General features: G+C 55.9%; 21 protein-coding genes and 1 tRNA gene. 17 read left to right on the forward strand and 5 right to left on the reverse strand.

From position 1 onward, the window contains the following. The first annotated feature begins 98 nt into the window (after positions 1 to 98). The 4 genes from HMPREF0576_RS07050 to fliW all read left to right on the forward strand — a co-directional run bounded on the left by HMPREF0576_RS07050 (position 99) and on the right by fliW (position 4,215). The gene (locus tag HMPREF0576_RS07050; protein WP_036324346.1) at positions 99 to 584 is read left to right on the forward strand and encodes a flagellar protein FlgN; all 486 of its coding nucleotides are present in this window, start codon (positions 99 to 101) and stop codon (positions 582 to 584) included. 126 nt (positions 585 to 710) lie between these two features. Further along, positions 711 to 2,777, forward strand: coding sequence for a flagellar hook-associated protein FlgK (locus HMPREF0576_RS07055; protein WP_004011291.1), 2,067 nt, complete (start codon positions 711 to 713; stop codon positions 2,775 to 2,777). Between the two features lie 5 nt (positions 2,778 to 2,782). Further along, complete coding sequence (locus HMPREF0576_RS07060; RefSeq protein ID WP_004011292.1) at positions 2,783 to 3,766, forward strand: flagellin N-terminal helical domain-containing protein; 984 nt, start codon at positions 2,783 to 2,785, stop codon at positions 3,764 to 3,766. Next, positions 3,763 to 4,215 carry a flagellar assembly protein FliW gene (fliW, locus tag HMPREF0576_RS07065; RefSeq protein WP_004007588.1) on the forward strand — a complete coding sequence of 151 codons (453 nt, stop codon included), beginning with the start codon at positions 3,763 to 3,765 and terminating at the stop codon, positions 4,213 to 4,215. The genes HMPREF0576_RS07060 and fliW overlap by 4 nt, the downstream gene beginning before the upstream one ends. Positions 4,216 to 4,276: 61 nt before the next feature. Here fliW and purD read toward each other — a convergent pair whose 3' ends face one another. Next, entirely contained in the window at positions 4,277 to 5,539 is a 1,263-nt protein-coding gene (gene purD, locus HMPREF0576_RS07070; RefSeq protein WP_004011293.1) for a phosphoribosylamine--glycine ligase, read from the reverse strand. 81 nt (positions 5,540 to 5,620) lie between these two features. On the opposite strand from purD, the gene tmk reads away from it, so the two are divergent. From tmk to HMPREF0576_RS07095, 5 genes are all read left to right on the forward strand, one after another. Then, positions 5,621 to 6,340, forward strand: a complete 720-nt coding sequence (gene tmk / locus HMPREF0576_RS07075; RefSeq protein ID WP_004007590.1) for a dTMP kinase — start codon at positions 5,621 to 5,623, stop codon at positions 6,338 to 6,340. 20 nt (positions 6,341 to 6,360) lie between these two features. After that, on the forward strand, positions 6,361 to 7,677 hold the full coding sequence (locus HMPREF0576_RS07080) for a DNA polymerase III subunit delta' (protein ID WP_004011294.1): 1,317 nt from the start codon (positions 6,361 to 6,363) through the stop codon (positions 7,675 to 7,677). Positions 7,678 to 7,699: 22 nt separating this feature from the next. After that, positions 7,700 to 9,271, forward strand: coding sequence for an alpha/beta hydrolase (locus tag HMPREF0576_RS07085; protein WP_004011295.1), 1,572 nt, complete (start codon positions 7,700 to 7,702; stop codon positions 9,269 to 9,271). A 119-nt stretch (positions 9,272 to 9,390) separates the two neighbouring features. Further along, positions 9,391 to 9,463, forward strand: a tRNA-Thr gene (locus HMPREF0576_RS07090). A gap of 766 nt (positions 9,464 to 10,229) precedes the next feature. Then, entirely contained in the window at positions 10,230 to 10,568 is a 339-nt protein-coding gene (locus HMPREF0576_RS07095; RefSeq protein ID WP_004007647.1) for a histone-like nucleoid-structuring protein Lsr2, read from the forward strand. Between the two features lie 66 nt (positions 10,569 to 10,634). Here HMPREF0576_RS07095 and ispF read toward each other — a convergent pair whose 3' ends face one another. Further along, complete coding sequence (gene ispF, locus HMPREF0576_RS07100; RefSeq protein WP_004007648.1) at positions 10,635 to 11,222, reverse strand: 2-C-methyl-D-erythritol 2,4-cyclodiphosphate synthase; 588 nt, start codon at positions 11,220 to 11,222, stop codon at positions 10,635 to 10,637. Positions 11,223 to 11,257: 35 nt separating this feature from the next. On the opposite strand from ispF, the gene HMPREF0576_RS07105 reads away from it, so the two are divergent. From HMPREF0576_RS07105 to HMPREF0576_RS07135, 7 genes are all read left to right on the forward strand, one after another. Next, entirely contained in the window at positions 11,258 to 12,451 is a 1,194-nt protein-coding gene (locus HMPREF0576_RS07105) for a TFIIB-type zinc ribbon-containing protein (RefSeq protein WP_004011296.1), read from the forward strand. Between the two features lie 11 nt (positions 12,452 to 12,462). Next, positions 12,463 to 13,506: a TPM domain-containing protein gene (locus tag HMPREF0576_RS07110; RefSeq protein ID WP_004011297.1), complete on the forward strand. Its 1,044-nt coding sequence runs from the start codon at positions 12,463 to 12,465 to the stop codon at positions 13,504 to 13,506. A 174-nt stretch (positions 13,507 to 13,680) separates the two neighbouring features. After that, positions 13,681 to 14,538 carry a phosphatase PAP2 family protein gene (locus HMPREF0576_RS07115; protein WP_004011298.1) on the forward strand — a complete coding sequence of 286 codons (858 nt, stop codon included), beginning with the start codon at positions 13,681 to 13,683 and terminating at the stop codon, positions 14,536 to 14,538. A gap of 90 nt (positions 14,539 to 14,628) precedes the next feature. Further along, entirely contained in the window at positions 14,629 to 16,089 is a 1,461-nt protein-coding gene (locus HMPREF0576_RS07120) for a cell wall-binding repeat-containing protein (protein ID WP_004011299.1), read from the forward strand. Between the two features lie 190 nt (positions 16,090 to 16,279). After that, the gene (locus HMPREF0576_RS07125; RefSeq protein WP_004011300.1) at positions 16,280 to 16,909 is read left to right on the forward strand and encodes a response regulator transcription factor; all 630 of its coding nucleotides are present in this window, start codon (positions 16,280 to 16,282) and stop codon (positions 16,907 to 16,909) included. A gap of 11 nt (positions 16,910 to 16,920) precedes the next feature. Beyond that, positions 16,921 to 19,488 (forward strand): hypothetical protein, encoded by a 2,568-nt coding sequence (locus tag HMPREF0576_RS09580; RefSeq protein WP_245527371.1) that lies wholly within the window; start codon positions 16,921 to 16,923, stop codon positions 19,486 to 19,488. Further along, on the forward strand, positions 19,481 to 20,917 hold the full coding sequence (locus HMPREF0576_RS07135) for a sensor histidine kinase (RefSeq protein ID WP_004011302.1): 1,437 nt from the start codon (positions 19,481 to 19,483) through the stop codon (positions 20,915 to 20,917). Before HMPREF0576_RS09580 ends, HMPREF0576_RS07135 begins: the two co-directional genes overlap by 8 nt. A gap of 29 nt (positions 20,918 to 20,946) precedes the next feature. On the opposite strand, the gene HMPREF0576_RS07140 is transcribed toward HMPREF0576_RS07135, so the two are convergent. The 3 genes from HMPREF0576_RS07140 to HMPREF0576_RS07150 are packed head-to-tail and all read right to left on the reverse strand — an operon-like array spanning position 20,947 to position 23,856. Next, on the reverse strand, positions 20,947 to 22,113 hold the full coding sequence (locus HMPREF0576_RS07140) for a pyridoxal phosphate-dependent aminotransferase (protein WP_004011303.1): 1,167 nt from the start codon (positions 22,111 to 22,113) through the stop codon (positions 20,947 to 20,949). Next, positions 22,110 to 23,252 carry a sensor histidine kinase gene (locus HMPREF0576_RS07145; RefSeq protein WP_013188988.1) on the reverse strand — a complete coding sequence of 381 codons (1,143 nt, stop codon included), beginning with the start codon at positions 23,250 to 23,252 and terminating at the stop codon, positions 22,110 to 22,112. Before HMPREF0576_RS07145 ends, HMPREF0576_RS07140 begins: the two co-directional genes overlap by 4 nt. Beyond that, a complete protein-coding gene (locus HMPREF0576_RS07150; protein ID WP_004011305.1) occupies positions 23,191 to 23,856 on the reverse strand; it encodes a response regulator in 666 nt (221 codons plus the stop codon). The genes HMPREF0576_RS07145 and HMPREF0576_RS07150 overlap by 62 nt, the downstream gene beginning before the upstream one ends. Before the next feature lie 371 nt (positions 23,857 to 24,227). On the opposite strand from HMPREF0576_RS07150, the gene HMPREF0576_RS09585 reads away from it, so the two are divergent. Beyond that, positions 24,228 to 24,581 carry a hypothetical protein gene (locus HMPREF0576_RS09585; protein ID WP_245527372.1) on the forward strand — a complete coding sequence of 118 codons (354 nt, stop codon included), beginning with the start codon at positions 24,228 to 24,230 and terminating at the stop codon, positions 24,579 to 24,581. The last annotated feature ends 12 nt before the right edge of the window (positions 24,582 to 24,593 follow it).

Genomic DNA, 24,593 nt, shown 5'->3' on the forward strand with positions numbered 1-24,593 from the left:
AGTAATCGGCAGGTTTGAGCGATTGGCAATTTTGCCGGTAAGTTTAGCTAAAGAGCTGTCCAACACTGACGATGGGCGGGACCGAGGAGGAGAGTGCCATGTCATTAGACGCATTATCACGTCAACTGTGGAAACAACGTGAAACTCTGGAGGTCATGCTGTTCAAGCTGGAAGAAGAGCGTTTAATCACTGCCACCGCCTCGTCCCGATGGTTGCCTCGCGCCACGCGTGAGCTGGAAGCTGTCATTGCGCAAGCCCAGACGATAGAACTGGAACGTTCCATGGAATCCGAAGCCGTGGCAGTCGACTTGGGACTGCCCCCCGACGCCTCCCTGAAAGAAATCGCCGCGGCATCCGAAGAACCGTGGCAGACCCTGCTGAACCAACACCGCGAAGCCCTCATCTCCCTGACTTCTGAAATTGCCGATATGTCCCAGGCAAATCAGGAAGTCTTGTCCTCCCTGCAGCGCGCCACCCAAGAAACCCTGATGAGTATGCAGGACACCGAAGAAGTCTACGGTGAAGACGGCGGAATCCACGTTTCGGGAACTGGCGAATCCACCATCCTCGACACCTCAATGTAAGAACAAGCGCGCGGGGGTTTTGGAAAAATTCTCATATCCGAGCCTTTCACGCCGATGGGCTTAAACGCGGACGCGAGAAGCGTCACCAAGATTTAGTAAGCACTCGGCTCAAGAAAGGACATTCCGATGGGTTCAACGTTTTCTTCGCTGAACGCCGGATTGACCGGTCTTTACGCAGCCCAACGTCTCATTGAGGTTTCCGGGCAAAACATCAACAATATGAACACTCCCGGATACACGCGCCAGCGCGTCGAGCAACGCGCTCTGGGTATCGGTTCGGAACCGTCAGTCTTTGCTGGTTCCGTACCGCAAGGCGGTGGCGTAGAGATTACTCGTATCCGCCGACTGGACGATTTTTTCTTGGACGCAAAACTGCGTTTAGAAACCGGTCGCGCTGCCGGCACCAAAGAAACCAGCGAGGCATGGAAAGGCATCGAGTCCTCGATGGACGAACTGGGACGCATGTCGGTATCCGATTCCATGCGCACCTTCTTTAAGTCCTGGGGAGACGTCAATAACAACTCCGATAACCGCGGAGCGCGCGCCAGCACTCTGGGTGCCGCGGAAGCCCTGGTCACCAATATTAAGACCGGATACACGCACATTAACGACTTGTGGAAAAACGGGCGCGAACAGCTCGACGCATTAGTGGCAGACTTGAACACCACGATGGATTCTGTCCAAAAGCTAAACGATCGCATCCGCAAGACTACGGTATCTGGTGGTAACGCTAGCGGTGCGGTGAACCACTTGAAAGACGAGCGCGATCAGCTGATTATGCACATTTCGAAGCTGACCGGCGCGACCGTGCGGCAGGGTTACTCGGTGTACACAAAAGAAAACGCTCCTCACCCCAGTATGATTGGTCAAGCCTACGAGGACGGCACCGTGGAAGTCATGCTCGGCGGGAACTCCCTGGTCGGCAAGGACTACGTGAACCACTTTGAGGTGGAAGGCGCCCGCGATATGGCGGGTATTGATGCGGCCCCGCGGGACAAGTACAAGGCTGCGGTTGATGCCCTGAAAGCCAAATTTCCCACTAATTGGAACGATACGTTCGACTACCACGGTCAAAAAATTCAGAAGTATCAAGCGCACGTGCAGCGTTACGAAGTCGGCGACGAGATTTTGAAGCCCGACGGCAGTAAGAAGAAGTTAGACTCCGGCGATTCCGAAGTCGGCACCAAGTACGTGGCGTTTTACGACATGGAAGGTGTCCAGAAGGGCACGAAGAAGCTGAAAGAAGCCAAAGTAGAAAAGACCGAGCAGGGCTTTACCGAATTCACTTTCATGAAGGACGAGGGTCCAGCACGGTTACGCTGGGAACTGGGGGGTCACGTGGTCGCCATCGAAGATGGCACCATCGGCGGGTTAATGCAAAACCTGAAACCGGCTCAGTTCCCCGGAGTCTCGGGCACGATTGGCAGCGGCGGAGCTTGGGCAGAAACCGGCAAGCTCTACAATGACTTGGCGACCAACCTGGCTGATGAAATTAACGGGATTCACGCCAACAACGTGGGTCAAAAGCTCCCCGACGGTTCCACAGGAAACAACAACACCAAGACCCTGGTAACCAAGGAAACCAAGTTCTACAAAGTAGACTTGACCAAACCCGTAAATGACCGAGACCGCATGCAAGAGCTAACTGGAGAGACTCTAAAGCGTATCGACTATAAAACTGAGGAAGCCTACGATACGGCTGTTAAACAGAGAGTCGCCAAATTGGAAAAAGACCATCAAGGCTCCGGCATTGTGTACGAAAACGTGAAAGAAGACGGCGGAGACTTCTTTAAGTTCGCCGCTACCGATAATAAACTGCCCGCCGCCATGCGTCTGTCCGTCGCCGTCAAAGACCCCCAGATGATTGCCGCCGGTCAGTACGTCAACGGGGTCTATGACGGCTCAGTTTCCCTGGCTTTGGGCAACCGTCAAGACGCGCCGACCTCGGCTATGAACGAATGGTCCAAGTCAGTGGTGGACATCGGGGTGCACGCCAAGGGTGCCGATGACAAGCACACTCTGGCAGAGCAAACGCGCCAGATTGCTGAACAGCAGCAAAAGTCGCAGAGCTCCGTTGATATGAATGAAGAAGTAATTAACCTGATACAGGGTCAGCACGCCTACGCGGGCGCAGCACGCATCATGAGTACCGTAAACTCGATGCTTGAGGCCCTCATCAACATAGGTAGGTGACAGACATGATTACCCGCATGACAACCTCTATGATGGCTGGCACTACGCTGTCCACGATTCAACGCAACTTTAACCGGCTGGCTGATGCCAACAAGAAACTGTCCTCCGGTAAACGCATGTCTTTTGCCTCCGACGATCCGGCGTCTTCCGTCTCTTCCATGCGCCTACGCAAGGAGCTGGCAGCGACCGAACAGTACAAGCGCAACATCAGTGACGCGAACTCCTGGCTGGCGACTTCGGATGCTGCTATGCAATCCGTCGCGGAACGGTACACGGAAGCCCGCACTTTGCTGATTAACTCCATTGACGGAGCTTTGGGAAGTCAATCCCAAGGCGCGCTAGCAGCTCAGTTGCGCAAGGTAGCCGAATCCATCATGTCGCAAGCTAACGCGACCTACCTGGGTCGCACCGTTTTTGCCGGGAACTCTGACAAAGGTCTGGTGTTCAAAACTGGCTCTGACGGGCACGACACAATTTTCCTCGCCGCCGAAAAAGACGAAATCACCGCCAAGACTGTCGATCGCCGCATCGACGCGGACACGACCGTGCAAGCCAACCTAGACGGTAACAAGCTCTTTGGCACCGGCACTATTAAGTGGGACGATAACGACAAAACCAAGCTGGATACGGATAACAACCCGTCAGTCATGAACCTCTTGGTTGAGGCTGCCAAAATCTTGGAATCTCCGACCGGTCCGGTGGGTGACAATCGCTCAAAGATTGAGTCTATCCAAAAGGAACTGACCGAACGGTTCGCAAAACTACAGGAGGCTCAATCCGCAGTCGGCGCCCGGCACAAGCAGGTTTTGGAAGCCCAAGAAAATGTGATTTTTGACCTGGAACAGGTCAAAGGTCAGATTTCATCCGTAGAAGACATTGACATCCTCAGCGCCACGATTGACATGTCCTTGGCTTCCATGGCTTATCAATCATCCCTGGGTTCAACTCAGCGTGTCGTGCAACCAACTTTGTTAGACTACTTACGATGAGCACCAACGACGAAGTTACCGAAAACACTGAAAACGCCGGCGATGGCGAGGATTTTCCGACCCTCAAAATCCGCATGGTACGTCCCATGCCAGGTCTGGAGACGCACCTGGATTTCAGTCTCTCTGCGGTTGATGAAACTGGAGTCTTGTGGACTTTGAAGTCCATAATTGACCCTAATGTGCGCCTGTTCGCGGTTCCCCCAGTGGCGTTCTTTGACGGTTACACTCCCCTGATTCCCTCCTCCGCGCGGGAACGCATCGAGATGAAAGAGGGCGAGGAACCCTTTATTCTGGTCATCGTCCACCCGGCATCCGGTTCGTATCCCCACACGGCAAACCTGCTGGCACCCCTGGTGATTAATCCAGAAAACATGAGTGCGATACAGGTCGTCCTCGAGGATCAAGACTGGCCCCTCCAGGCTCCCATCGGGGATCCCAAGGAAGCCTAAGATTTCCGTACCACGATAAATCGATAGCGCCCCGACGCAAGCCGTGGCGCTATCACGATTTTTAGAACTGGGCGATGTCGGTACGGAAGTGTGAGCCCTCCAGGGTGATGCTATCCATTGCCTGATAGGCACGCTGTCGGGCTTCACTCAAATCGCTCCCCCGCGCAACTACTGACAGCACTCGACCCCCGTTAGCAATCAGCTGACCAGAATCACTGACTTTCGTTCCCGCGTGAATGATGTGCACTCCCGGCACCTGGCTCGCGGCCTCTAGACCGGTGATGACACCGCCTTTCACGGGTGCCTGCGGATACCCGGAGGCAGCCAGCACCACATTCACCACAGCTTCGTCATTAACCTGGAGCTGTTCAGCCGCCGCCAAGTTACCGTCTGCCGCCGCTGCCAACAGTGCCAGCAAATCGGTATCCAGACGTTCCAGCACTGACTGAGTTTCCGGATCCCCAAAGCGAACATTGAACTCAACCACTCGCGGACCGCGCGAGGTCAAAGCCAACCCGACATAGAGCAACCCAATAAACTCACAGCCCTGGTCTGCCATCACGCGACACACCGGGAGGGCAATCTCTTGGGCAACCCGTTGCGCCAAATCCTGCGGAGCCCACGGCAGCGGTGAATAAGCCCCCATGCCACCCGTATTGGGACCCTCATTATGGTCATAAGCGCGTTTGTAGTCTTGAGCAATGGGCAAAGCAACTGCGTCGCGACCATCACAAATACAGAACACCGAAGCCTCGGGTCCCTCCAGAAATTCTTCGATAACAACCGCCGGCTCGTGAGGGTTCGCCACCGCTTCAATACAGGCGGCAGCATGTGTCAGCGCGACATAAAAGTCAGACGTCACCACCACGCCTTTACCGGCAGCCAAACCATCTTGCTTGACTACATAAGGAGAGCCGAAACGTTGCAGGGCACCCCGCGCTTCTTCCAGCGTCCGACAGGCTACCGAAGCAGCCGTAGCGACCCGAGCCTGCTGCATGATTGTTTTCGCAAAGGCTTTCGAGCCCTCCAGTCGTGCTGCCAAACGTCCGGGACCAAATACTTTGAAGCCCTCCTGGCGCAGGACATCAGCGACGCCTTTAACCAGCGGGGCTTCCGGACCAATGACCACCAGGTCGGGACGTAGCGACTGCGCCAGTTCCAGCACCTGTGCGGGGTCATCAGCCACACAGGGCACGTTTTCACCGACAGTGGCAGTGCCGGGATTACCGGGCGCAATCCACAGTTTCTCCAACAGCTCTGATTTCGCAATAGCCCTGGCCAGGGCATGTTCACGCCCGCCACTTCCCAAAAGTAAAACCTTCACAATTTCAGTTTAATAGCTTTTTAGATTTGTCCCTAATAAGGAGCCAATTTTTGCCTTCGGGTCGGCTGCTAGGATGTGGGTATGTCGTTTACAGAAGCGCTCGGAATGGGCGAATTTCGCCCCCAAACCAACGTTGATTTTGGTCGCGTGGCAGAGATTCGCCCTGCCCAGGGTCTGTTTGTGGCGTTTGAGGGCTGCGACGGAGTGGGCAAGACCACCCAAATTACGCGAGCTGCGTCGTGGGTGCGGGAACAGGGTTGGGACGTCGTCGAGACACGTGAGCCCGGTGGCACCGACCTGGGGGTGGCGTTGCGTCAACTGCTGCTGGACGCGGGAGACGTGTCCCCTCGTGCCGAAGCGCTGCTGTTTGCTGCCGACCGGGCGCAGCACGTGCACAAGCTCATCATCCCCGCTATCAATGATGGCAAAGTCGTGATTACCGATCGCTATCTGGCTTCATCGATTGCCTATCAGGGGCACGGACGGGAGCTCGGCGCCAGGGAAATTCGCGATTTATCCCTGTGGGCGACGGGAGGATTGGTGCCAAACCTGACGGTACTGCTGGACCTAGACCCCGAGGTGGCAGCGGAGCGCCAAGCTGCCGATGCATCCCTGGGCGGTCCGGATCGGATGGAACGCGCCGGAATCGAATTCCAAAAGCGCGTCCGCGAAGATTTCTTGCGCATGAGCGAGGGTCAGGACACTTGGCTGGTCGTCGATGCCAGCCTGCCCGTTGCAGAAATCGCTACCCAGGTGCGGCTGCGCTTAGCGCAGCTGCTACCGGTCATAAAGTCCTGGTGAGCCGGAAAGTTGCGGTAAGTATGAGTATCAATCCCAGCGGTGGAGTGTGGGCAGAGGTAGCCGGTCAGACCCGAGCTATCTCACAGCTATCCCAAGCGGCTGCAGCCGCCAGGGACCTCATCACTTCCCAAAACCACCCTGCTGACCCCGCCGTCTCACCAGATGGCGCAACCCCAGCCGGAGGGACGGACATGGATTCTGGCACCCACCGCGCCGCCATGACCCATTCCTGGCTGGTAGTCGGCCCGCCCGGCTCCGGACGTTCCACCGCTGCCAAAGCCTTCGCCGCCGCTTTAGAATGCGAGGACCCAGACAATCCCGGTTGTGGAATCTGCCCAGCGTGTCGCGATGTACGCCAAGGCACCCACGCTGATGTCAGCGTCTTAACCACAGAAATGGTCGAAATCAAATTTGATGACGTAAAAGCCCTGGTCCAACAAGCTTACCGGCGACCCGTCCGCGGAGAGTGGAACATCATTATCATCGAGGACTACGACCGCATGAGCGAATACAGCTCCAACCTGCTGCTGAAATCCATCGAGGAACCACCCGAACGTACCGTGTGGGTGTTGTGCGCTCCCAGCGCCGCCGATGTGCTCTCGACCATTCGCTCCCGCACCCGCCTGGTGCAGCTCAGTCTGCCCAGCCCCGCCGCGGTGGCAGAGCTGCTGGTGCGGCAAGACGCCTCCATCAGCCCCGAATTAGCTGCCGAAGTTGCTGCCGCCGCCGAGTCTCATGTGGGACGTGCCAGGGCACTGGCTTATGACCCGCAACTGCGCGAAGAACGGCTGGGGATGCTGCGGATGATTTCGCAAATGCACACCACCGTCGAAGCGATGTGGACAGCCGCCGCCCTGGTGAAACTGGTAGACAAGCAAGCCGAGACCCTGCGCGGTGCGAACGACCGGGAAGAACGCGCGAAAGTTCTAGAGGCTTTCGGTTTGGCTGCAGATACCCCCGACTCGCGGCTGCCCCGAGATGTAAAGTCAGCCCTGCGGGGAGCCAAGCTCAGCGAGACTGATGCGCATCGGCGTGCCCGGCGCGCCAGCTTCGACACTTGGGACCGGGTTTTGGGCGACATTTCAGGATTTTATCGCGACGTTATGCTGGCACAAGTGGGGTCCGCCCAGCCACGTATCAATCTGTCGCGACCTGCCGGTGAGCTAATCGATGCTTACGTAGCGAGGGTCGGCATCGGACCGCAGTCCCTGGCACAGACCACATCCCGGTTAGAGGCAATACGTAAAGCACGCCGCCGCCTGATGGGAAACGGAAACATCGCCCTGGACCTTGAAGCGCTTTGTGTGGAACTGGTGGACCGGAATAGGGCAAAATGAGCTAAGGCAAAACGGAAGGGAAATGATGAACAAGCTAACCAAAGGTTTGGGGATTGTGGCTGCCGTGGGACTGGCGCTAGCAGGATTGGCAGGCTGCGCCCCTGAAAAACCCCTCGCGCAACCCTCCAAACTGCCCAAGCCCACCCAAACTATAGACCAGCCGAAACTTTCCGAGTATTACTCCCAAGACCTGCAGTGGAAGAACTGCGGCGGCGACTTCCAGTGCGCCATGTTGGAAGTGCCCCTCGACTATGCAAACCCCCAGGGCGAACACGCCAAAATCGCGATGAAACGCCTGAATACCGCCAACAAAGAAACACGTATCGGGACTCTCATCATGAACCCCGGCGGCCCCGGAGGCTCGGGACTGGAAAATATGAAACCCGAAAATGTGGCGTATTTCTTTAGCGACACGGTGCGCAAGTATTACGACGTGCTGGGATTTGACCCCCGCGGCGTCGGGTCTTCACAGCCCGCCATTAAATGTCGCACTGACCAGGAACTTGATGAGGACAGCTCGACGTACTATGACCTCTCTACCGAAGCCGGACGCGCTGCCGACGCCGCCGAAATTAAAGCCTTGGGGCAAAAGTGCCTACAAAACTCCCCGCAAATGACCCGATTTGCCAGCACGGAATATACCGCCCGTGATTTGGATATTATGCGCGCCGCTGTTGGCGACGACAGGCTCTACTACCTGGGATTTTCCTACGGTACTTACCTGGGCGCCATTTATGCAGACCTCTTTCCATCTCGAGTGGGACGCATGGTGCTGGACGGGGTGCTCGACCCATCTTTGAACATGAACCAGGTTTCTGCCCTGCAAGCCAGCGGATTTGAAGCCTCCCTGCGCGAATTCGTGACCGAGTGCCAGAAACAGCACGCCAAGCAATGCCCACTGCACGGTGACGTAGACGCGGGAATGGCACAAATTAAAGCCCTGCTGGATTCTCTGAAAACCAACCCCATGCCCGCCAAGAGAGGCCGCGAACTGACCGTCACGCAAGCCTTTACCGGACTGATTGGCAATATGTACAACACTGCATCATGGTGGCAGCAACTCCTGCCCGCCCTGTCCCAAGCCCTAAACGAGTCAGACGGCACCGCCCTTCTGAACAGTGCCGATTTTTACAACGAACGTAATGCAGACGGAACCTACAAAAACAATTCCTCGGATGCTTTCGTGGTTATCAACTCCCTGGACTACGAGCCAATCGGCAATATGGCGCAATGGAAAGCCGATGCGGCAAAAATTCAGGCATCCTCTCCTACCATCGGAGAATTCTTCACATACGGTTCGCTGGGCGCGGAAAGCTGGCCAGTCAAAGCAAAAACCACCGCCAAACGCGAAGTCAATCCCCAGCTAGAGGAAGACATCCTACTGATTGGAACCACCGGAGATCCTGCCACCCCACTAAAGATGGCACAACACACCCGACAGATGATGGACCACTCCAAACTGTTGACCGTGCAAGGCTGGAACCATACGGCATATAACTCGTACGCACCGGGATGCGTGAAAACCATCACCGACACTTACTTGGTTTCCGGCAAAATCGAGGCTGCGAACAGCGACACCTGCCAGCTGGATTAGGTGCGTCCACGGCGCGAGGGGACAGGCAGCGGGGTCTGTCACCGGGCTGCCTCCTGCCTATCACAGTTTGGAACAGCCCGTTTTTCAGGCTAAAATGAAACTCGCGCATTTTGCGCACCGCCGCCTTAGCTCAGTCGGCAGAGCGATTCACTCGTAATGAATAGGTCGTGGGTTCGATTCCCACAGGCGGCTCCGTTTACACAGCGGCTCGAGTTATCCTCGGGTCGCTTTTTTCTGTCTGGAGCTCCACCTAAAACAGTCCACAGGACTGTTTCTTAACGGCTCCGCACCACCACGAGCGGCACACACGCTCCGCGCTGCCGCTCCTCTCTCAGGCGGCTCCACATCTTTAGTTGATATTCCAACGAAAGCTCAAGCTAGAGGATAATGAGGATTGGCAATTAACGTTCAATTAACGTTTGGCTAACCACACTAGCCATGACTTTTCGGTATCTAAACGTCCATAACTGGACACTAAAACCATGAATGCCACCACTGGAACTAACACCCCGGTCACGGATTCTCTCTATCCCCCTGGCTCCACACAAGAATCGGTTGCCGTCTTTGGATAATACTTTGCAAGGATTCGCGGGTACTGATGTGGAAGTTGTTGATTACCTCGACTGTCACTGTAGAGAATGAAAATGAACCAAAGTCATTTCAATAGCTGCATATTGGCGCGATGAGCATACTCCAGTTCCACTGCCAACTCGACAACACGATTCTTGGACTCTCGGAAATGTTTCCTCGGGATAAACCAATGCCCTCAAAATACTCGGAACGATAACCAGGACTTACCTGGCGACACATTGTGCAAAACGTGGGTAGGTTATTCAGGTTTATTATGCGTCCAAGCACAATTGTGCTTGGAGAATTTGTTACCACCATGGATTTGAATTATTTATTCCCCAATGCCTAATATATATCTGTTCATTCACTCGTGCTTGGAGGGCATATCATGGCCAAGAAAGTAAAAACCATCCTGATAGACGATATCGACAGTTCAGACGCGGCAGAAACAGTCGCTTTTAGTTTGGATAACGTCAATTATGAAATTGATTTAAATGCAGCCCACGCTAAGGAGCTGCGCGACAGCCTGCAGCGTTGGATTGATGCTGGACGTAAAGTTTCCGGTCGTCGCCGCCGCGGCACTACCCCGGCGGTAAATAACGAAGTTCGCGAACTCAACCGTCGCGTGCGCGCTTGGGCTGGTGAAAAAGGAATCCCGGTCAACGACCGCGGTCGCGTCCCGCAAAAACTCATTGACCAATACCGCGACGCCACCGGCGACAAGTAAGAGATATTCTCACCGAAAACTTCATAACTTGTGAGGACTGACCGTCCAGCATATTGCGAAGGAACTTTATTCACGACGCAATAAACAAATTGCCAGGGCGGCCAGTCCTTCCTTATTCCCCGTAAATCCCATGCGATCAGTCGTGGTCGCCGAAAAAGACACAGGTGCTGCCAAAATGTTTCCCAACGCCGCCTCCGCTTCTGCGTAATGCGGACCGAGACGCGGCTCCTGACCGACGACAGTCACGCTGGCGTTAACCACCACCCAACCGGTCTCGTGCAGCATCCGCATCGCCGCACGCAAAAACACTTCCCCGCTGGCTCCGGCATACTCGGGACGCGATACCCCAAAGTTCGTGCCCAAGTCGCCTAACCCGGCTGCCGCGAGCAGGGCATCGGTCAAAGCATGGGCGGCAACGTCCCCATCCGAATGCCCCTCCAGCGGCGCATGGTCGGGAAAAGACAGGGTCCCCACCCGAAGTGGGCGACCCACCACCGGCGCACCGGCAGCAAAACGATGTGCGTCAAAACCCTGACCTACTCGAAAATCCATGCATAAAATCCTAATTGGAATGTCGGTGGTATTTAACCCTTTTGGGTGGTGTATTCCCCTGACCAGCACTTTAGTCTGAGGATGGTAGCGAATTTTGTTCATCCCCAGCGGATACAAGCTAAGGAGGTCAGCCAATCGTGAGCGATGTACAGCTTAAATGTCCGTCCTGCGGTGCTCCCATTAATTTTGATGTGCCCAGCGGCAAGATGAAATGCGGCTTTTGCGGGGCTGCATTCACGGTCGAGGAAGTTAACCAATTCAACGGTATCTCCCAAGCCAACGCGGAACTCGCTGCCGCGCACGCGCAACAGGTGGGGACCGCCGGTGCCGCCGGCGGGGCTGGCCCCGCTGCGACCCCGGAAACCCAGATTTCCACCACTCCTGCCGAGGGTCACCCCGGCTGGGTGGAACCCCCGCCCACCTATCTGGACGCAGCGACCGGACAACAAATGGCTCAATTCCAATGTAATTCCTGCGGTGGGGAAATCATCGGCTCACCCGACATGGTCAGTGCCCGGTGCCCCTGGTGCAACAACAACTTCGTGGCGACCGGACAGCTGACCAGCACCCGCGTCCCCGACCGGATGATTCCTTTTGCAATGACCAAAGAACAAGCCTTGGCGGCTTTCAAAGCCGAAATGCGCAAGCTGAAGCTCATTCCCAATGAGTTTAAGCAGGTCAGCGTGGACGACATCCAAGGCGTTTACGTGCCTTACTGGCTGTATGACGCAACGGTCGCGGGCGAAGGTAACTACCGGTGCGAAACCATCCGCACCTGGACCGATTCTGATTATGAGTACACCGAGCATCGGGAATTCGACGTGTATCGCAGCGCCAACGTTGCTTTCCTGGATGTGCCGGTGGCGGGCACCACGAAAGTGACCGATAAGCTCACGGAATCCATCGAACCTTTTGACTACACCAAATCGGTCGCGTTTTCTCCCGCCTACCTGACGGGCTTCATGACCAACAAATACGACGTGGAAGCGCAAGACGCCAACCCCCGTGCTTTGGAACGCATGAAAGAATCCACCGAGACGGTGCTGCGGAACTCAATCAGCGGCTATAACTCGGTGTCAACCGTCAGCACCTCCATCCAGCCGGCTTTCGGCGAACTTGAATACGTGTTCTTGCCGTTATGGTTGATGAATGTCGATTTCCAAGGCAAAAACTACAACTATGCGATGAACGGGCAAACCGGCAAGTTCGTGGGCACGTTCCCGGTATCCGAGCGCAAGTACTGGGGCGGACTGTTAGGCATCGCCATCCCCATCGCCATCATTTTTGGCGCCATCTTTATCCCGTTCCTGATGCCGATATTTTTTGATTGAGGTGAGAAATCATGAATATCCGTAAGACGATTCTTTATTCCGTGGGCGCGCTAGCGGTGGCTCTGGCTCCGTCGGTTGGTTTCGCCCTGCCCGCAGCGGCGGGCGCAGAAGTCAGCCCTGCCGCGTTTTCCGTATCGGTTGCGTCGCCTGGGGTACCGGCGACGCAGACTCCGCCCCCTAATCCGGACGATGCCCCGGAAACTAGCGAAGAACCGGCTGACTCCGCGGACCTGCCGCTGACCGAATTTGGCGACATCATCAAATTCCCTTATGGAGAGCAGTTTCCCTACGTGGGCGGACAGTCGGACGTAAAATCCGCGGCGCCTTTCATCCGCGACCACTCCGAGGTGTTTAGCAAGTCAAAGATTGCCGGCTGGGAAAAGCAAATGACCGCTTTGGCTGACAAGTACGGGATTGCGCCCTATATCGTGACCGTGGACGATTTCCGTTATCAAACTCCGCAAAAGTGGGGTGCGAACTACTACAACGTTAACCAGCTTGGTCTGGGGGAAAAGGACGCCAGCGGGGTGCTCATGGTCATTAACCCCAGCTCGCGTGATTTGTGGTTCCTGGGTCACGGGGCCGGTGAGCAAGCATTTACCGTCTATGGCATCGAAAAGCTCTATGACCACGTCAAACAACCCTTGGGTGATGACCACTGGGACGACGGCGTGGACGTCTACCTGACCCAGGTGGCGGATTACCTGGAACAATGGAAAGCCGGCACGCCCTACAGTGCGAGCCACCCACTGCCCCACCCCATAACCCTGGAGTCAACCACTGCCGGGGTCGCCGGGGCGGCAGCCCTTGGTGGCGGTGCCGGCACCCTGGTGATGCGCCGAATCAGGAAAAAGCACGATACTGCACATTTACAGTGGGGAGCGATTTATTACGTCGTGCCTGGTTCGGACCAGATCACCGGCTCCAATGATGTCTTTGCGAACGAATACATAACCCACGTCGCACGTCCCAAGAGTAGCGGCAGCTCCGGCCACCACGGCGGCTCGTTCAGGTCTGGGGGTACGTCGTTTAGTTCTGGGGGCGGTAAGTTCTAAGTTCACGGTCCCAAGTCCGGTGGCGTGGCGTACATGGCAGCGCGGTGTGTCCGCTGGCGTCGCGCCCCGCCGGCAGCCGCACCACCTGTGAACGAACCTCGTCACCGACCTTGTGAACAGGTGCAATGCGCACCGCGTTGGCAACGCCCTGAATAACCGACCTAAGATTGACTCGTGAGTGAGGTTTCGGCGCCACGGCTAACCCGCAACCAGTTTTTTCGACTGGTTGCGGCGGTGGGCTGCGCAATTCTCGCCGCGGTCATTGCTCAACGGTCCCTCCACACCGTCAAGGGGCAAAACTTTGACGGTCTGACTCGGTTTGCGGTCAGCCGTGGAAAACCGTACCTGTTCGGGGCGGACACGGCAGCGCTGGACACGATTTCTATGGGTGCCCTCATTGCTCTGACCGGGGTGGTTTTTTTGATAGCTGCCGCACGCAAGCGCCGCGAACTGGGAATTCGCGTGCTGGTTTTGGTGGCAGGCGCGAACCTGACCACCCAAATCCTGAAACATTGGATCATCCACCGCCCCGCCTTGGGCGTCGACTATCAAGGATTAGCGAACTCGCTGCCCAGCGGACACACCACGGTAGCGATGACCGCGGCAATTGGAATTGTCATGGTCGTCGTGCCCAAGTGGCGTTCTGTGGCGGTGTTTATCGGCTGGCTCACCGGCAGTTTTGTCGGCATCGCCGTGATGCTCAACCAGTGGCATCGCCTGTCCGACGTGCTCACCGCCATTCTGATCGCGGCAGCGTGGGGCTTGGTGCTGACGCCCCGCGAAGCTACCAACCGTCGTTTTGGTCATACCCACCGCGTTACCCTGTTGGTTTCCCTGGTCGCCGCCCTTCTCGGGGCACTCGGAATAGCTGCGGTATGGCTGCGGATGACCGACGTCCCCCTGTCTGAAGCTGCCTTGCAGGCGACTGCCCGGACCTCACTCGGTCTAGCGACTGCCGGAGCTTCTGTCCTCACCATCCTCGGTCTGAGCGGTCTGGTCTTGGCTATGGTAAACACACAAGCCCGCCATTAAACCGGGTCGGGACGATTTCACCCTTTTGGGTGGTTACTGACACGCAGGACACCGTTAGCCTGAGGGGGTCTGTTCTATCAGGAGGTAACCATGATTGTTTCTATCCCCAGTTTCCCCTCTCTGTTCAGTCGTGTCGGGGCAGGATTCGCGGTGAGTGCCCTGGCTCTAGCCGGTTTAATGGTTCCGCTAGCACAAGGGGCGGAATCGGGTGAGACTCAGACCAATCTCGGCTGTCTCGCTCAGGACCGCTTGGGAGGCCAAAACGCCATCGAAACATCTGGTCTGGTGGCCGCCCAGGCTTATCCGGAGGGCTCCCAAAAATTCCTGGTGGCCTCCGCGCGCAACCCCGTTGACGCTCTGCCAGCCGCAGCCCTAGGTTGGGGTCCCGTACTGCTGACCGATGGCCTCAACTGGGATTTGCACACCCTCGCCACTCTGAACACTGCCTACATTGTCGGAGGACCGGGGGCGGTACCAGCATCGGCAGAAATGTTCTTTGCTGAACATGGGATTGAACACCACCGGATTCAAGGCGCAGACCGCCATCAGACCGCCGCAGCTATTGCGGAGTCCTGGGCTTCTACCAATGGACAACCAGAATACGTGTATGTCACCCGCAATGCTGGTGCTGGTTCCCCGGATGCCGTAGCGGTCGCCGGGGTGCGTAACGGACCGATTTTAACCTTCACCACTCCGGCTAGCCGGCAAGCCGCAGCGGCAAAAATCCACTCTCTGAAACCGCGAAGCGGGGTGGTCATCCTGGGCGGTGCCGGTGTGGTCAGCGATGCCGAAGCCCAGGTCTTGGCAGGTGGTCTGCCCTGGCAACGCTTGGGAGGTCAAGACCGTTACGAAACGTCTTGGGTCATCGCCAACTGGATACTGCAATCTAAATCCCGCTCCCATATCTATCTGGCCAGCGGTCACGCTTTGAAAGATGCCATGGTGGCAGGGGCTTTCAATGACGGGGTTATCTTGTTGACACCACCCGATGGTTCCCGCATTTTCCAGTGGGCTAATGAAATCAACGCCGATGGCATCACGGTTATCGGGGGACGCGGTGTCGTTTCTGACACCGCCGCACATAACGCGGCTTGTGGCAAGACCCCGGGAGTGGACGAAAAAGTGGTAGCGAACCTGCTGTACCCGTCAACGGAACACGTTTGCACCACAGAAACTTGGGATAGTTTGCACAGCCGGGGATTGATTCCGTCCATGCCCTCTGCGCCCAATGCGTGCTGGATGCCGCGCGACCGGATTAACGAGCAAGTGAAAATCGTTCGCCAATCAGATTTTGACCAAGACGGTTTCGGTGATGCTGTGGTCTACCTGTATAGCAACGACGGAACCTCAGTGTACCTGGTTCTATACAACGCTTACGATCCAGCACATCCCTACGTGGCATATCTGTGGGGAGGCAATGGCGACTGGGATTTCCGCATCACGGACGATCCCTTTGCCACGTTTGACCTGATTGCCAACGGCGAGGTGGTCCGCAACCTAGCTGTCATCCGTAACCACGGGGTCCCCGAAATGCTAGAACCGGTTGGTTAGGTGGCGTTGCTATGAATCCCCCGAGAGCTGTAGCTCGGCTTGCGCAGGTGATGGGGCTTCACAAACCCCCCACCGTCACTTTTCGTTGCAACTCAGCCCAAAGGTTCGTGCTCCCTGATAAAATTGGCAAACCGCAGACGGCAGGACTTTGCCACAGTCACAGACCGGAAAATCGGAAAGGGAAAGGCTATTGACCCGGATAACCATTGTGGAGGATCAGACTATCCTGTTGGATTCCCTCGCTTCCGCGATTGATGCTGAGGACGATTTTACCGTTGTCGACAAACTGACAGATGCCGCCGCGATACACGCTTCGGTACGGATTCACCCCGTCGACCTGGTGCTGATGGACGTGGTGACGGAAAATTCTTCTGGTCTGAGCGAATCGACCAAGCTTAAGCGGGATCACCCCAATCTCAAGGTTGTTATCTTCACCGCCATGCCGGACGCGGCTTTCTTACAGGAAGCTCACGAAGCCGGGGTCGATTCTTTCGTGTACAAAAACATTTCCACCCCCGACCTGTTGGCAGTGCTACGTTCGACCATGCAGGGTGACTCCAGTTTCCCCGGTGCCACCGCCCTGCCCAGTTTTGGCGCCAACGAACTGAACCAGCGCGAGATGCAGGTGTTGCGCCTGGTGTGCGCGGGTTATGCGCGCAAGGAAATCGCGAAAAAGATGTACTTGAGCGAAAACACCATCAAGTCCTACATCACCCAACTACTGGCGAAAAGCGGTTTTTCCTCCGTAGCGCGCCTCGCGTTGTGGGCGGTTTCCAGCGGCTACATCGTAGTCCAAGACAATGACACGGACTGTGGCTGAATCGGGATTTCATGTCTACCTCGCCCCCAAAATATCCGCGCAATAGGTTTCCCGGTTCACCTTCCGTAGTTTCGGTAGGTCCCACCTGGGTACACGACTGGCTGGCGCATTTGAGTGTTGCGCTCGCCTTGGGGTTGATTGCGGTGGTTTTGATTTTTGCCCCGCTGCGCACGATTTCCTTTCAAACTGAATCCACCATGGCGGTTCCTACCAGTTTTGACCAACGCTTGACGGACTACTACCAACAAAATGGAATCAAGGTCGAGACTCACAGTGAGTGGTCACTGCTAAAACTGCTGCGTTCGGGTCCTGCTTACGTTATTACCAGCGAAGTCATGGCGAACTCGGCACAGAAATCCGAATCTGAGGGGCAGTTCACGAAACTTTATCCCGAATCGATTGTGCTGGTCTCACGCTCAACGAAAGTCATATCCATCACCGATCTCTACCAACTAGCCGACAGCGCCAAAACCGTCTATCTCGACCAAGGCGTTTCCCGTCTGGAACTGATGAGCGCCTTAGCTTTACGCCACGACTCCGAGGGAACGCAAGTTTTCTCCGCAGCTCAAGCGGAACGACTACTGAAAACCATCAAGCGCCAGGGTCGGCTACAGACCGGAACCTCCCCGCAAGATTTGGAACGGGCACTGCACCGTGGCTGGTTTTGCTTGACCACGGATCGGCGCGCGGCTCAATCCCCCGCGGGTCCCTCAGCCCATTACGCCCCCGCCCCCACGCTCACCGCACAAATCGGCATCTGGCAACGCAGCCCCAACGGCATCAACGGGACTTCGCCGCTAGTGGCGCAACCCCCCGGTTTCTTTAGCCCCCTCGACTATCCCTCTACGAACCCGGCTTTTCGGAAACAAATCCACGCCGAAACAGTAACTCACCTGAACAATTACGAGGAATTTATCTGGAATGCCAGCCTCTACAACGACACCTACGGCGGGTCTTGGGGATGGGAAAACACCAACGAAGCCTACGAACTGGGAGGATTCATTGCCCTGCTGGTTTTCCTGAGTTTCTGGGCAGGGTGGCGGTTCTGGACAGCGACTTTCACCTACGTACGCTGGGCGGTGCTGGTGCAAGCGGGGATACTCGCGTTGTGGATTATGGCGCGGATTATCAAACACGCCTCTCTCGGGGTTTTCGAGCGTTACACCTGGTACTACTATTACGTCCCGATTTATACGACCTGCGCAATCTTGTTCTTTGTCATGTCCCACTCCAGTCGCGGGCGCCCGCCAGGTTACTGTTTCTTGCGCGCCGCAATTATCGGAGTCGGCGCGACCCTGATTCTGCTGGTATATACCAACGATTTGCACCACCTGGTGTTGCGCTTTGGCACCGGGCAGTCCGGGGTGGATTACAGCTACGGTCCGGGATACTACCTGTATTACACGGCAGCGCTGCTGGTTTTCGCAGCGGTCATCTATGTCGGTTCGTGGTCGCTGCAGGGTCATTGGTTGCGTCTGGTGGCGGGAATCGGGGTGCTGTTCCTCGCGGTGTTGTTCTATTCCATGGCGTACACGGTGCGAATCCCGCTGGTTCGCGCCACCGAAACCGTCCAAATGTTTTGTGTGATTTTCGTGTTGGCGTGGGAGATTCTGTTCTTTATCGGAGCAATTGGGCAAAACCGCGGCTATCTGCGTTTCTTTGAAAAATCCCAGATCCCCATCGAAATTGTTAACCGAGATTGGATCCCCCATTACCGCACTTCCCAGCCCCTCAACCTGGACCAAGGCACTCGTCAGCAGCTGCGGGACGGTCAGGGACCGGTGGTGGTCACAGACACTTCGGTACAGCCGAACCGAACCGTATACTGTCAAACCCGTCCCGTGGACGGCGGTCACGTCCTGTGGGAAACGGACGTCACCGCGGTGCAGGATTTGGAGCGGACCTTGGCGGCACTGCGCGCCCGCGAGACTCACCAAACCGAAATTCTGCGCTCCGAATACGAAGCCACGTTAAACATGGAGGAATCGGCCGATGCCCCCGTCCTCTTTGATCGGCTCGACGACTTGATGAACGCGTCCCTGGGCAGAATTCAAGCCAATACCGCCCGGCTCAATGTGCCGTTGGACGAAAGTGAACGCTCCAATATTTTGCGCAACATTAAGATGGACCTGGGTTACGCCAAACGCGCGGGTCTGTTGACTTTACAGAACTTTGAGAACGAAACTGTTTCGGTCAACGCCCTGACGACGTTTATGAGCCAATCCTGTACCGATTTTTCCTACGCAGGAGCGGTGGCTGGATTGCACGGTCCGACCACCGGCGCTGTGCAGCCCCAATTGGCGCTGTGGTGTTTGGAGGGCTTGCACCGCACTTTGAACCAGCTCATTGGGGCTGCAGAGGTGGCAGTGTTCGTTAACTTCGAAGTCGCCCCAGATGGTAAAACCGCCCGCCTGAACTGGATTGTTGACCTGACCGAGCAGGACCTCCCCCTGTTCGACCCGCTCTTAGCCTGGTCTCGCGCCCAAGTCGAACTGTACGTTGAAGACGCCACCTGCCACCTGAACATGATTATCAGCGCTGGTGAACCCACTTTGGCACCGGAGGTAGCGCATGAGTGACCAACTCTACAATCTCACCTCCGTCCAGATGGGAGCCGCTACCACCCTCATGTGTATCGGCTTATTGGCGGCATGCCTGCTCACCATGGGGCAATGGCTCATTCATCGACGGCGTCTCGCTACGGTGTTCCTGTTCAGCGTGGTGATTTTGCTGGCGTTCTATATGTGGGCCTTCGCCACCGTTTTCATTCATTCCCAGACCGGAATTTTTTGGCTCCAAGACCGTAACTTTGGGTGGTTTGTGGTGGTTTGCTTGGGGCTGGGGGCGATGACGATGGGAACCAACTACCGCTATGCCGAGATACCCCTGCTGGTGACGTTGACCCCGACGATGCCCCCTTTTGTTACTGCCGGGGGAGTCTGGGTGCTGCTCACCTCCGGAGCATTGACGACTTCCTGGCTGTGCGTCCAGGTGTGGCGAGATTGGCAATTGTTACACCGTGATCTCAGCCCTTTCAGCGTCAAAGAGGCCTTGGACCGACTGCAACACGGGATAGCGTTCGCCAAATTCCGGGGTCGCAGCAAGTTTGCCAACGCCGCTATGGAAGGGCTTTTGGGGCGTCTGGGGTTGACATCGTTGACTAACATGGGGACGTTGGAACGCCAACTATGTCAATTCAGGTTTGAGACGAAAAACCACCAAGCGAGTCCTGATCCCCTAAACTGCTGGGAAGAAAACGAAGACGGAACCTCCCGGCTGCGGATTACGGAACCCGATGGGCGGACTTGGGTGTTGACCCAGAGTCGGATTCGAGACGACCGGCGGTCTTGGATTCAACTGCTAGCTGTCGATGTCAGCGACTACATGACACTCAGTTACCAGCTTTCAGCAGAGATTGACGCCCTGCAGGACCGTCAAAAACGCCTGGTCAGGGAGACTTCGCGGCTCGATGAGGCCCTGTCGCGCCGGCTCATTTTGTCTGCCCGGTCCACCATTCACGACACGCTTTCCCAGCGGATTTCTTTCGTTCACCGGTTCTTGGAGGACGAAGTGTCGGACGATGAACGTCTGCATCGCCTCCAAGGCCTGCTCGAGGATTTGCCCTCCGACCTGAGCAAAGACCGCGTCACTGCCACCCCCGAAATTTGGCTGGAGACCCTGCAGGATTTAGCCACGGCGGCTGAACTGGAACTGCATATTTCCGGTGACCTGCCACCCCAGGTCAACAAAGCCCGGATGTTTACGGATGTGCTGCGCGAAGCCATCACGAATGTGCTGATTCATACGACTTCTTGCGAAATGGAGGTGCGTCTGGGTCAGGACGCCTCCGGCTTCTGGATAGAAGTCTCTAATCCCAGCACCATGGAGACCGCGCTGACCTACGGCACCGGTCTGAGCAACTTGGAATCCCGGCTCGAAGCCCTCGGCGGTTCCCTGTCCGTGTTCACCACCCCACGTTTCACCCTGCGCGCCCGCCTGCCGCGCTGAGCGGGAATCGTTTCCTACCGGTTCGACAATCAGAGTTGGTCGGCGATGCTTGCCAGCAGGGCTTGGGTCGCGAATTGGAACGCCGGAGCGTCGAGCAGCAGCGACACAGACACCACTCCAACAAAAGGCATATCGAAAAAATATCCCGGCTGTGCGGTAATCCCTCGCCGGGCAATCAGCCCGGTGATGAGCGCGTCCTCGTCCACGTGGGCAGGAAATCGCAGCAGCGCATTCCAGCCGCCTTCGGGTTCCAACAGGCTCACGGTGCCACTGGGTTCTGTACGCACAAGGTCTCTCAGGGTGGCGAGGTTCTCGCGGCAGCGTTGCCGGGTGGCACTGGTCGCGGCGGGCACCGCTGCCAAATATTCCGTCAAGCGCTGTGCCAAAACATCGGAAAACGGCAGGTAGGCATCCGCGATTACGTCCAACCGCGCGCGCGCCGCCACCACGTCGCGCTCAGGTCCGGACACTTCCAGCCACGCGATTTTCAACCCCGGCGCACTCAAATTTTTACTCATCCCATCCAGGGCAAAAGTCAGTACTTCCGTGGTTCCTGCCAAACGCCGACGGTCAGCGGGCTGGGTGGGAGCGCCGGGCAGGTCGAAGTCAAAAAATACTTCATCAGCGATGAGCGCTACCCCGCGGTCTGCACAATAGTTCAGGAGCCGTTGACGATCCTCTCCGTGTACATAAGAGCCGGTGGGATTGTTTGGATTGATTGCCACTACCGCGCTGACCTCTCCCGGATTGAGCTCGCTCAGCTCCCACCGGGAACCTACCCAGGTCAGGGGATAGAAATCCACTCCCACGTTTTCCAGCCCGGCAATGGTTTCTACCAGGGGGTATCCCGGCGTCGGGACAGCGAGCCGGTCGCCGGGATCGCTGGTCAACTTCGTCAACCAGGTATAGCCCTGGGAAGTAGAACTCAATAGGTACAGGTTTTCTGGATCGACCTCGCGACCATCACGCTCACCCAGCCAGGCAGCCAGTACCTCGCGGGCGGCGCGGGGTCCCCGCGGGTCTGGTTCATAGGGTGGCAAGCCCGGCGCACCTAACCCCCAGCGGGTCGGATTAGAATCAGCCAAATTCACTTTCAACATGCCGTCCCGTCGGGCCGCACGCTGGGCGAGAGTCACGGCGTTGGGTTCATTCAGTTCCACCCGTTCAGAAAATTTCACGTGTTCTTCGCTCCTCATGATTTAGGCACAGAAATAGAGATACTGTATTGACCTGAATCCAGCCTGGTTTCTAGCTGTCCTCCCAATTGGTTTACTTTTGACTTCATACTCTTCAAACCCAGCCCACTGGGTGTGAATAAGGCATCTTCACGAACTTGGTTAGCGCTAAAGATACGTATTTGCGTCGCTGTGCAGCGCACTAAAATGTATGCTTTAGTATTTGGTTGCCCGTGTTTCATGATGTTCGTAGCGATTTCTTCGACCAGTTCGGTAAGTATTTCAACGGTTTGGAGGGGTTGTATTTCATAGCCGCTCAGGGTGCATTCCGGGATAAACCCTACACTTTGTAACTGGTTTTTAATATGTTCAAGGGTTTGAGGCAGGCTCTTAAATCCTTTACACCTTACGACTTCTTCGCCGGTTGCATCACGTCCCAAATCCTCTGTAAAGTCCCTTAGTTGGGAGAGAGCCGAGACCGACACTTCACGAATTTTCACGCCTATAGAATCGCTCTCGGAGTCTTTAGCTTTTGGTAGCAGGCGTGAAAGTAAAATCAGTTGTACCAGTTTGTTGGAGAGATTGTCGTGAAGTTGGTTTGCCAAGTTCTCCCGGAGGGCTGAAATCCGCAGGCGCTGCGTAGCTTCCTGGGCTTCCTTTTGCGCTCGCAGCTGATTGAAGCCAAAGCCGACCAGTAGGGGAATTAAATACAGAACCATCCCGAATTTGCCGGAAAGCGAGGCTATCGACGAGTGTCCGTAGTAAACGGCGAAAGCTGAGACAGCTCCGAGAATGATTCCGACATAGGGTGGACGCCGAGTAATTAGGAATCCAATCGACACCAGGGAAAGGTAAAAACCAGAGCCTTGCTCCAGCGTTTGCGCAATAGCAACCGCAGCGATAAACCACACGGAAACCAGCACCGCCGCAACGGAGGGAAACCTCAACCCGAAAGCCACAAAGACAATAGAAAGACCAATCATTATGAAGTCCAGGACAGTTTTTGCATTCAATATCAGCGCCAATACCTGCAGCAAGATGCCTATCGTAATCACCAAATAGCGAAGCCAAGGGCTATTTATAGTCATCCGGTACCCCTCAATCGATGATACCTTGGCGTATTCCGTGCGCGACCGCACCTGCACGATCAGCTGCGTCACATTTCTGCAAGATGGATTTGATATGGGTTTTAACAGTGTTTTCGCTAATCTTGAGTCGACTGGCTATCTGAGAATTCGTGCGTGACTCGCTCATAAGCGTCAGTATTTCCTTTTCTCGCGGGGTTAAAACTGTATCGCTTGGTTCGCCAGCGTGACGTTTCACAGCCACAAGTGCCGCGTCATCGGTGAGAACAGAAATCAGTTGCCGGGAACACGTAGGGGAAAAAACCAGCTCGCCAGCAAGGGCCTTCCCCAGGTTTTCAGCGATTAGTGCCGGGTCGTCCTCTTTCACGAAATAGCCTGTGGCTCCGGCGCGAAATGCCTCACGGATTTTGTCAGCCCTGGTTAGTACGGAAATCATAATCACGGCTGATGTTGGGGATAAAACGTGGAGTCTTCGAACCAATTCAATCCCATTCATGCCTGGCATACTAATATCCACTAAAAAAACTTGCGGTTGTGCGGTCTCATCTTGATTCAAGCGCGCTAACGCCTCCGAGGCTGTTCCGGCCGTCCAGGAAACCGTAATCCCATCAACCCGGCGCAACAATGTCTTCATTGCGTCTCGGGCGAATGCATCATCATCGATAATCGCTACGCGCACAAAACCATACTAGCCCACGTCGGGAGGGGCTTACCTCGCTATCCCATCCTGCTATCTCACCCAATCGGGTGAGCCTTGAGGGTGATGTGCAGGGGTTTGACAATCCCTAACCTTGAAAGTATCCGCTTCAAAGAGCTGTATGCGCTTTCTGTTCAGAAAGGAAAATCATTATGAAGTTCGTTAGTAGTATGGTCGCTGGTATCGGAATCACAGCAATGGTTCTTACTAGCGTGTCTCAAGTTACCGCCGTTCCCGCCTCGGCATCACCTCGAAGCCTAACGTCCGTAAACAACACTGCCTCCGTAAACGGTTTCACTTTGTGGACCGGGACTCAGGGAAGAAAGATTCAGCAAATTGGAGGGAGTCTCCGTTTGGTATTAGCACCGGGAGATACCGTTGAAATCACACCAAACGGAATGAACGCTCTATGGAATAACCGAGAGGGTGTCACCTTGGTTTCGTTTGACGCAAAAATCATGTTCTCTTCCGATAAAGCCAGCATTAAATTCGATGAAAACAGCTCTACCCTTTACGCCGTAACACACGATGAAAACAGTGATGGCAGTGGTACTAGGTATGGTTGTGCCAACAAGTGGGTAGCATGGGGATGGACCGTTGCCTGGACAGGTCTCGTCTGTGTCCCCTTCGGGATTGCCGCAGGAGGAGTTGGCGGCTTTGCTTGCGGAGCCGCTGGTGGGGCGATCGGAACCGCGATTTCTTGCTAGGAGGCGGCGCAG

The organism is Mobiluncus holmesii ATCC 35242, assembly GCF_000185445.1.
GTDB classification, from domain to species: domain Bacteria; phylum Actinomycetota; class Actinomycetes; order Actinomycetales; family Actinomycetaceae; genus Mobiluncus; species Mobiluncus curtisii.

What these genes read in the sequence shown, in the direction of transcription:
- HMPREF0576_RS07110 (WP_004011297.1), top strand. Translation starts at nt 12,463, where the DNA reads ATGAATATCCGTAAGACGATTCTTTATTCCGTGGGCGCGCTAGCGGTG.
- HMPREF0576_RS07140 (WP_004011303.1), bottom strand. Translation starts at nt 22,113, where the DNA reads ATGAGGAGCGAAGAACACGTGAAATTTTCTGAACGGGTGGAACTGAAT.
- HMPREF0576_RS09580 (WP_245527371.1), top strand. Translation starts at nt 16,921, where the DNA reads ATGTCTACCTCGCCCCCAAAATATCCGCGCAATAGGTTTCCCGGTTCA.
- fliW (WP_004007588.1), top strand. Translation starts at nt 3,763, where the DNA reads ATGAGCACCAACGACGAAGTTACCGAAAACACTGAAAACGCCGGCGAT.
- tmk (WP_004007590.1), top strand. Translation starts at nt 5,621, where the DNA reads ATGTCGTTTACAGAAGCGCTCGGAATGGGCGAATTTCGCCCCCAAACC.
- HMPREF0576_RS07085 (WP_004011295.1), top strand. Translation starts at nt 7,700, where the DNA reads ATGATGAACAAGCTAACCAAAGGTTTGGGGATTGTGGCTGCCGTGGGA.
- HMPREF0576_RS07120 (WP_004011299.1), top strand. Translation starts at nt 14,629, where the DNA reads ATGATTGTTTCTATCCCCAGTTTCCCCTCTCTGTTCAGTCGTGTCGGG.
- HMPREF0576_RS07060 (WP_004011292.1), top strand. Translation starts at nt 2,783, where the DNA reads ATGATTACCCGCATGACAACCTCTATGATGGCTGGCACTACGCTGTCC.
- HMPREF0576_RS07135 (WP_004011302.1), top strand. Translation starts at nt 19,481, where the DNA reads ATGAGTGACCAACTCTACAATCTCACCTCCGTCCAGATGGGAGCCGCT.
- HMPREF0576_RS07095 (WP_004007647.1), top strand. Translation starts at nt 10,230, where the DNA reads ATGGCCAAGAAAGTAAAAACCATCCTGATAGACGATATCGACAGTTCA.
- ispF (WP_004007648.1), bottom strand. Translation starts at nt 11,222, where the DNA reads ATGAACAAAATTCGCTACCATCCTCAGACTAAAGTGCTGGTCAGGGGA.
- HMPREF0576_RS07050 (WP_036324346.1), top strand. Translation starts at nt 99, where the DNA reads ATGTCATTAGACGCATTATCACGTCAACTGTGGAAACAACGTGAAACT.
- HMPREF0576_RS07080 (WP_004011294.1), top strand. Translation starts at nt 6,361, where the DNA reads ATGAGTATCAATCCCAGCGGTGGAGTGTGGGCAGAGGTAGCCGGTCAG.
- HMPREF0576_RS07055 (WP_004011291.1), top strand. Translation starts at nt 711, where the DNA reads ATGGGTTCAACGTTTTCTTCGCTGAACGCCGGATTGACCGGTCTTTAC.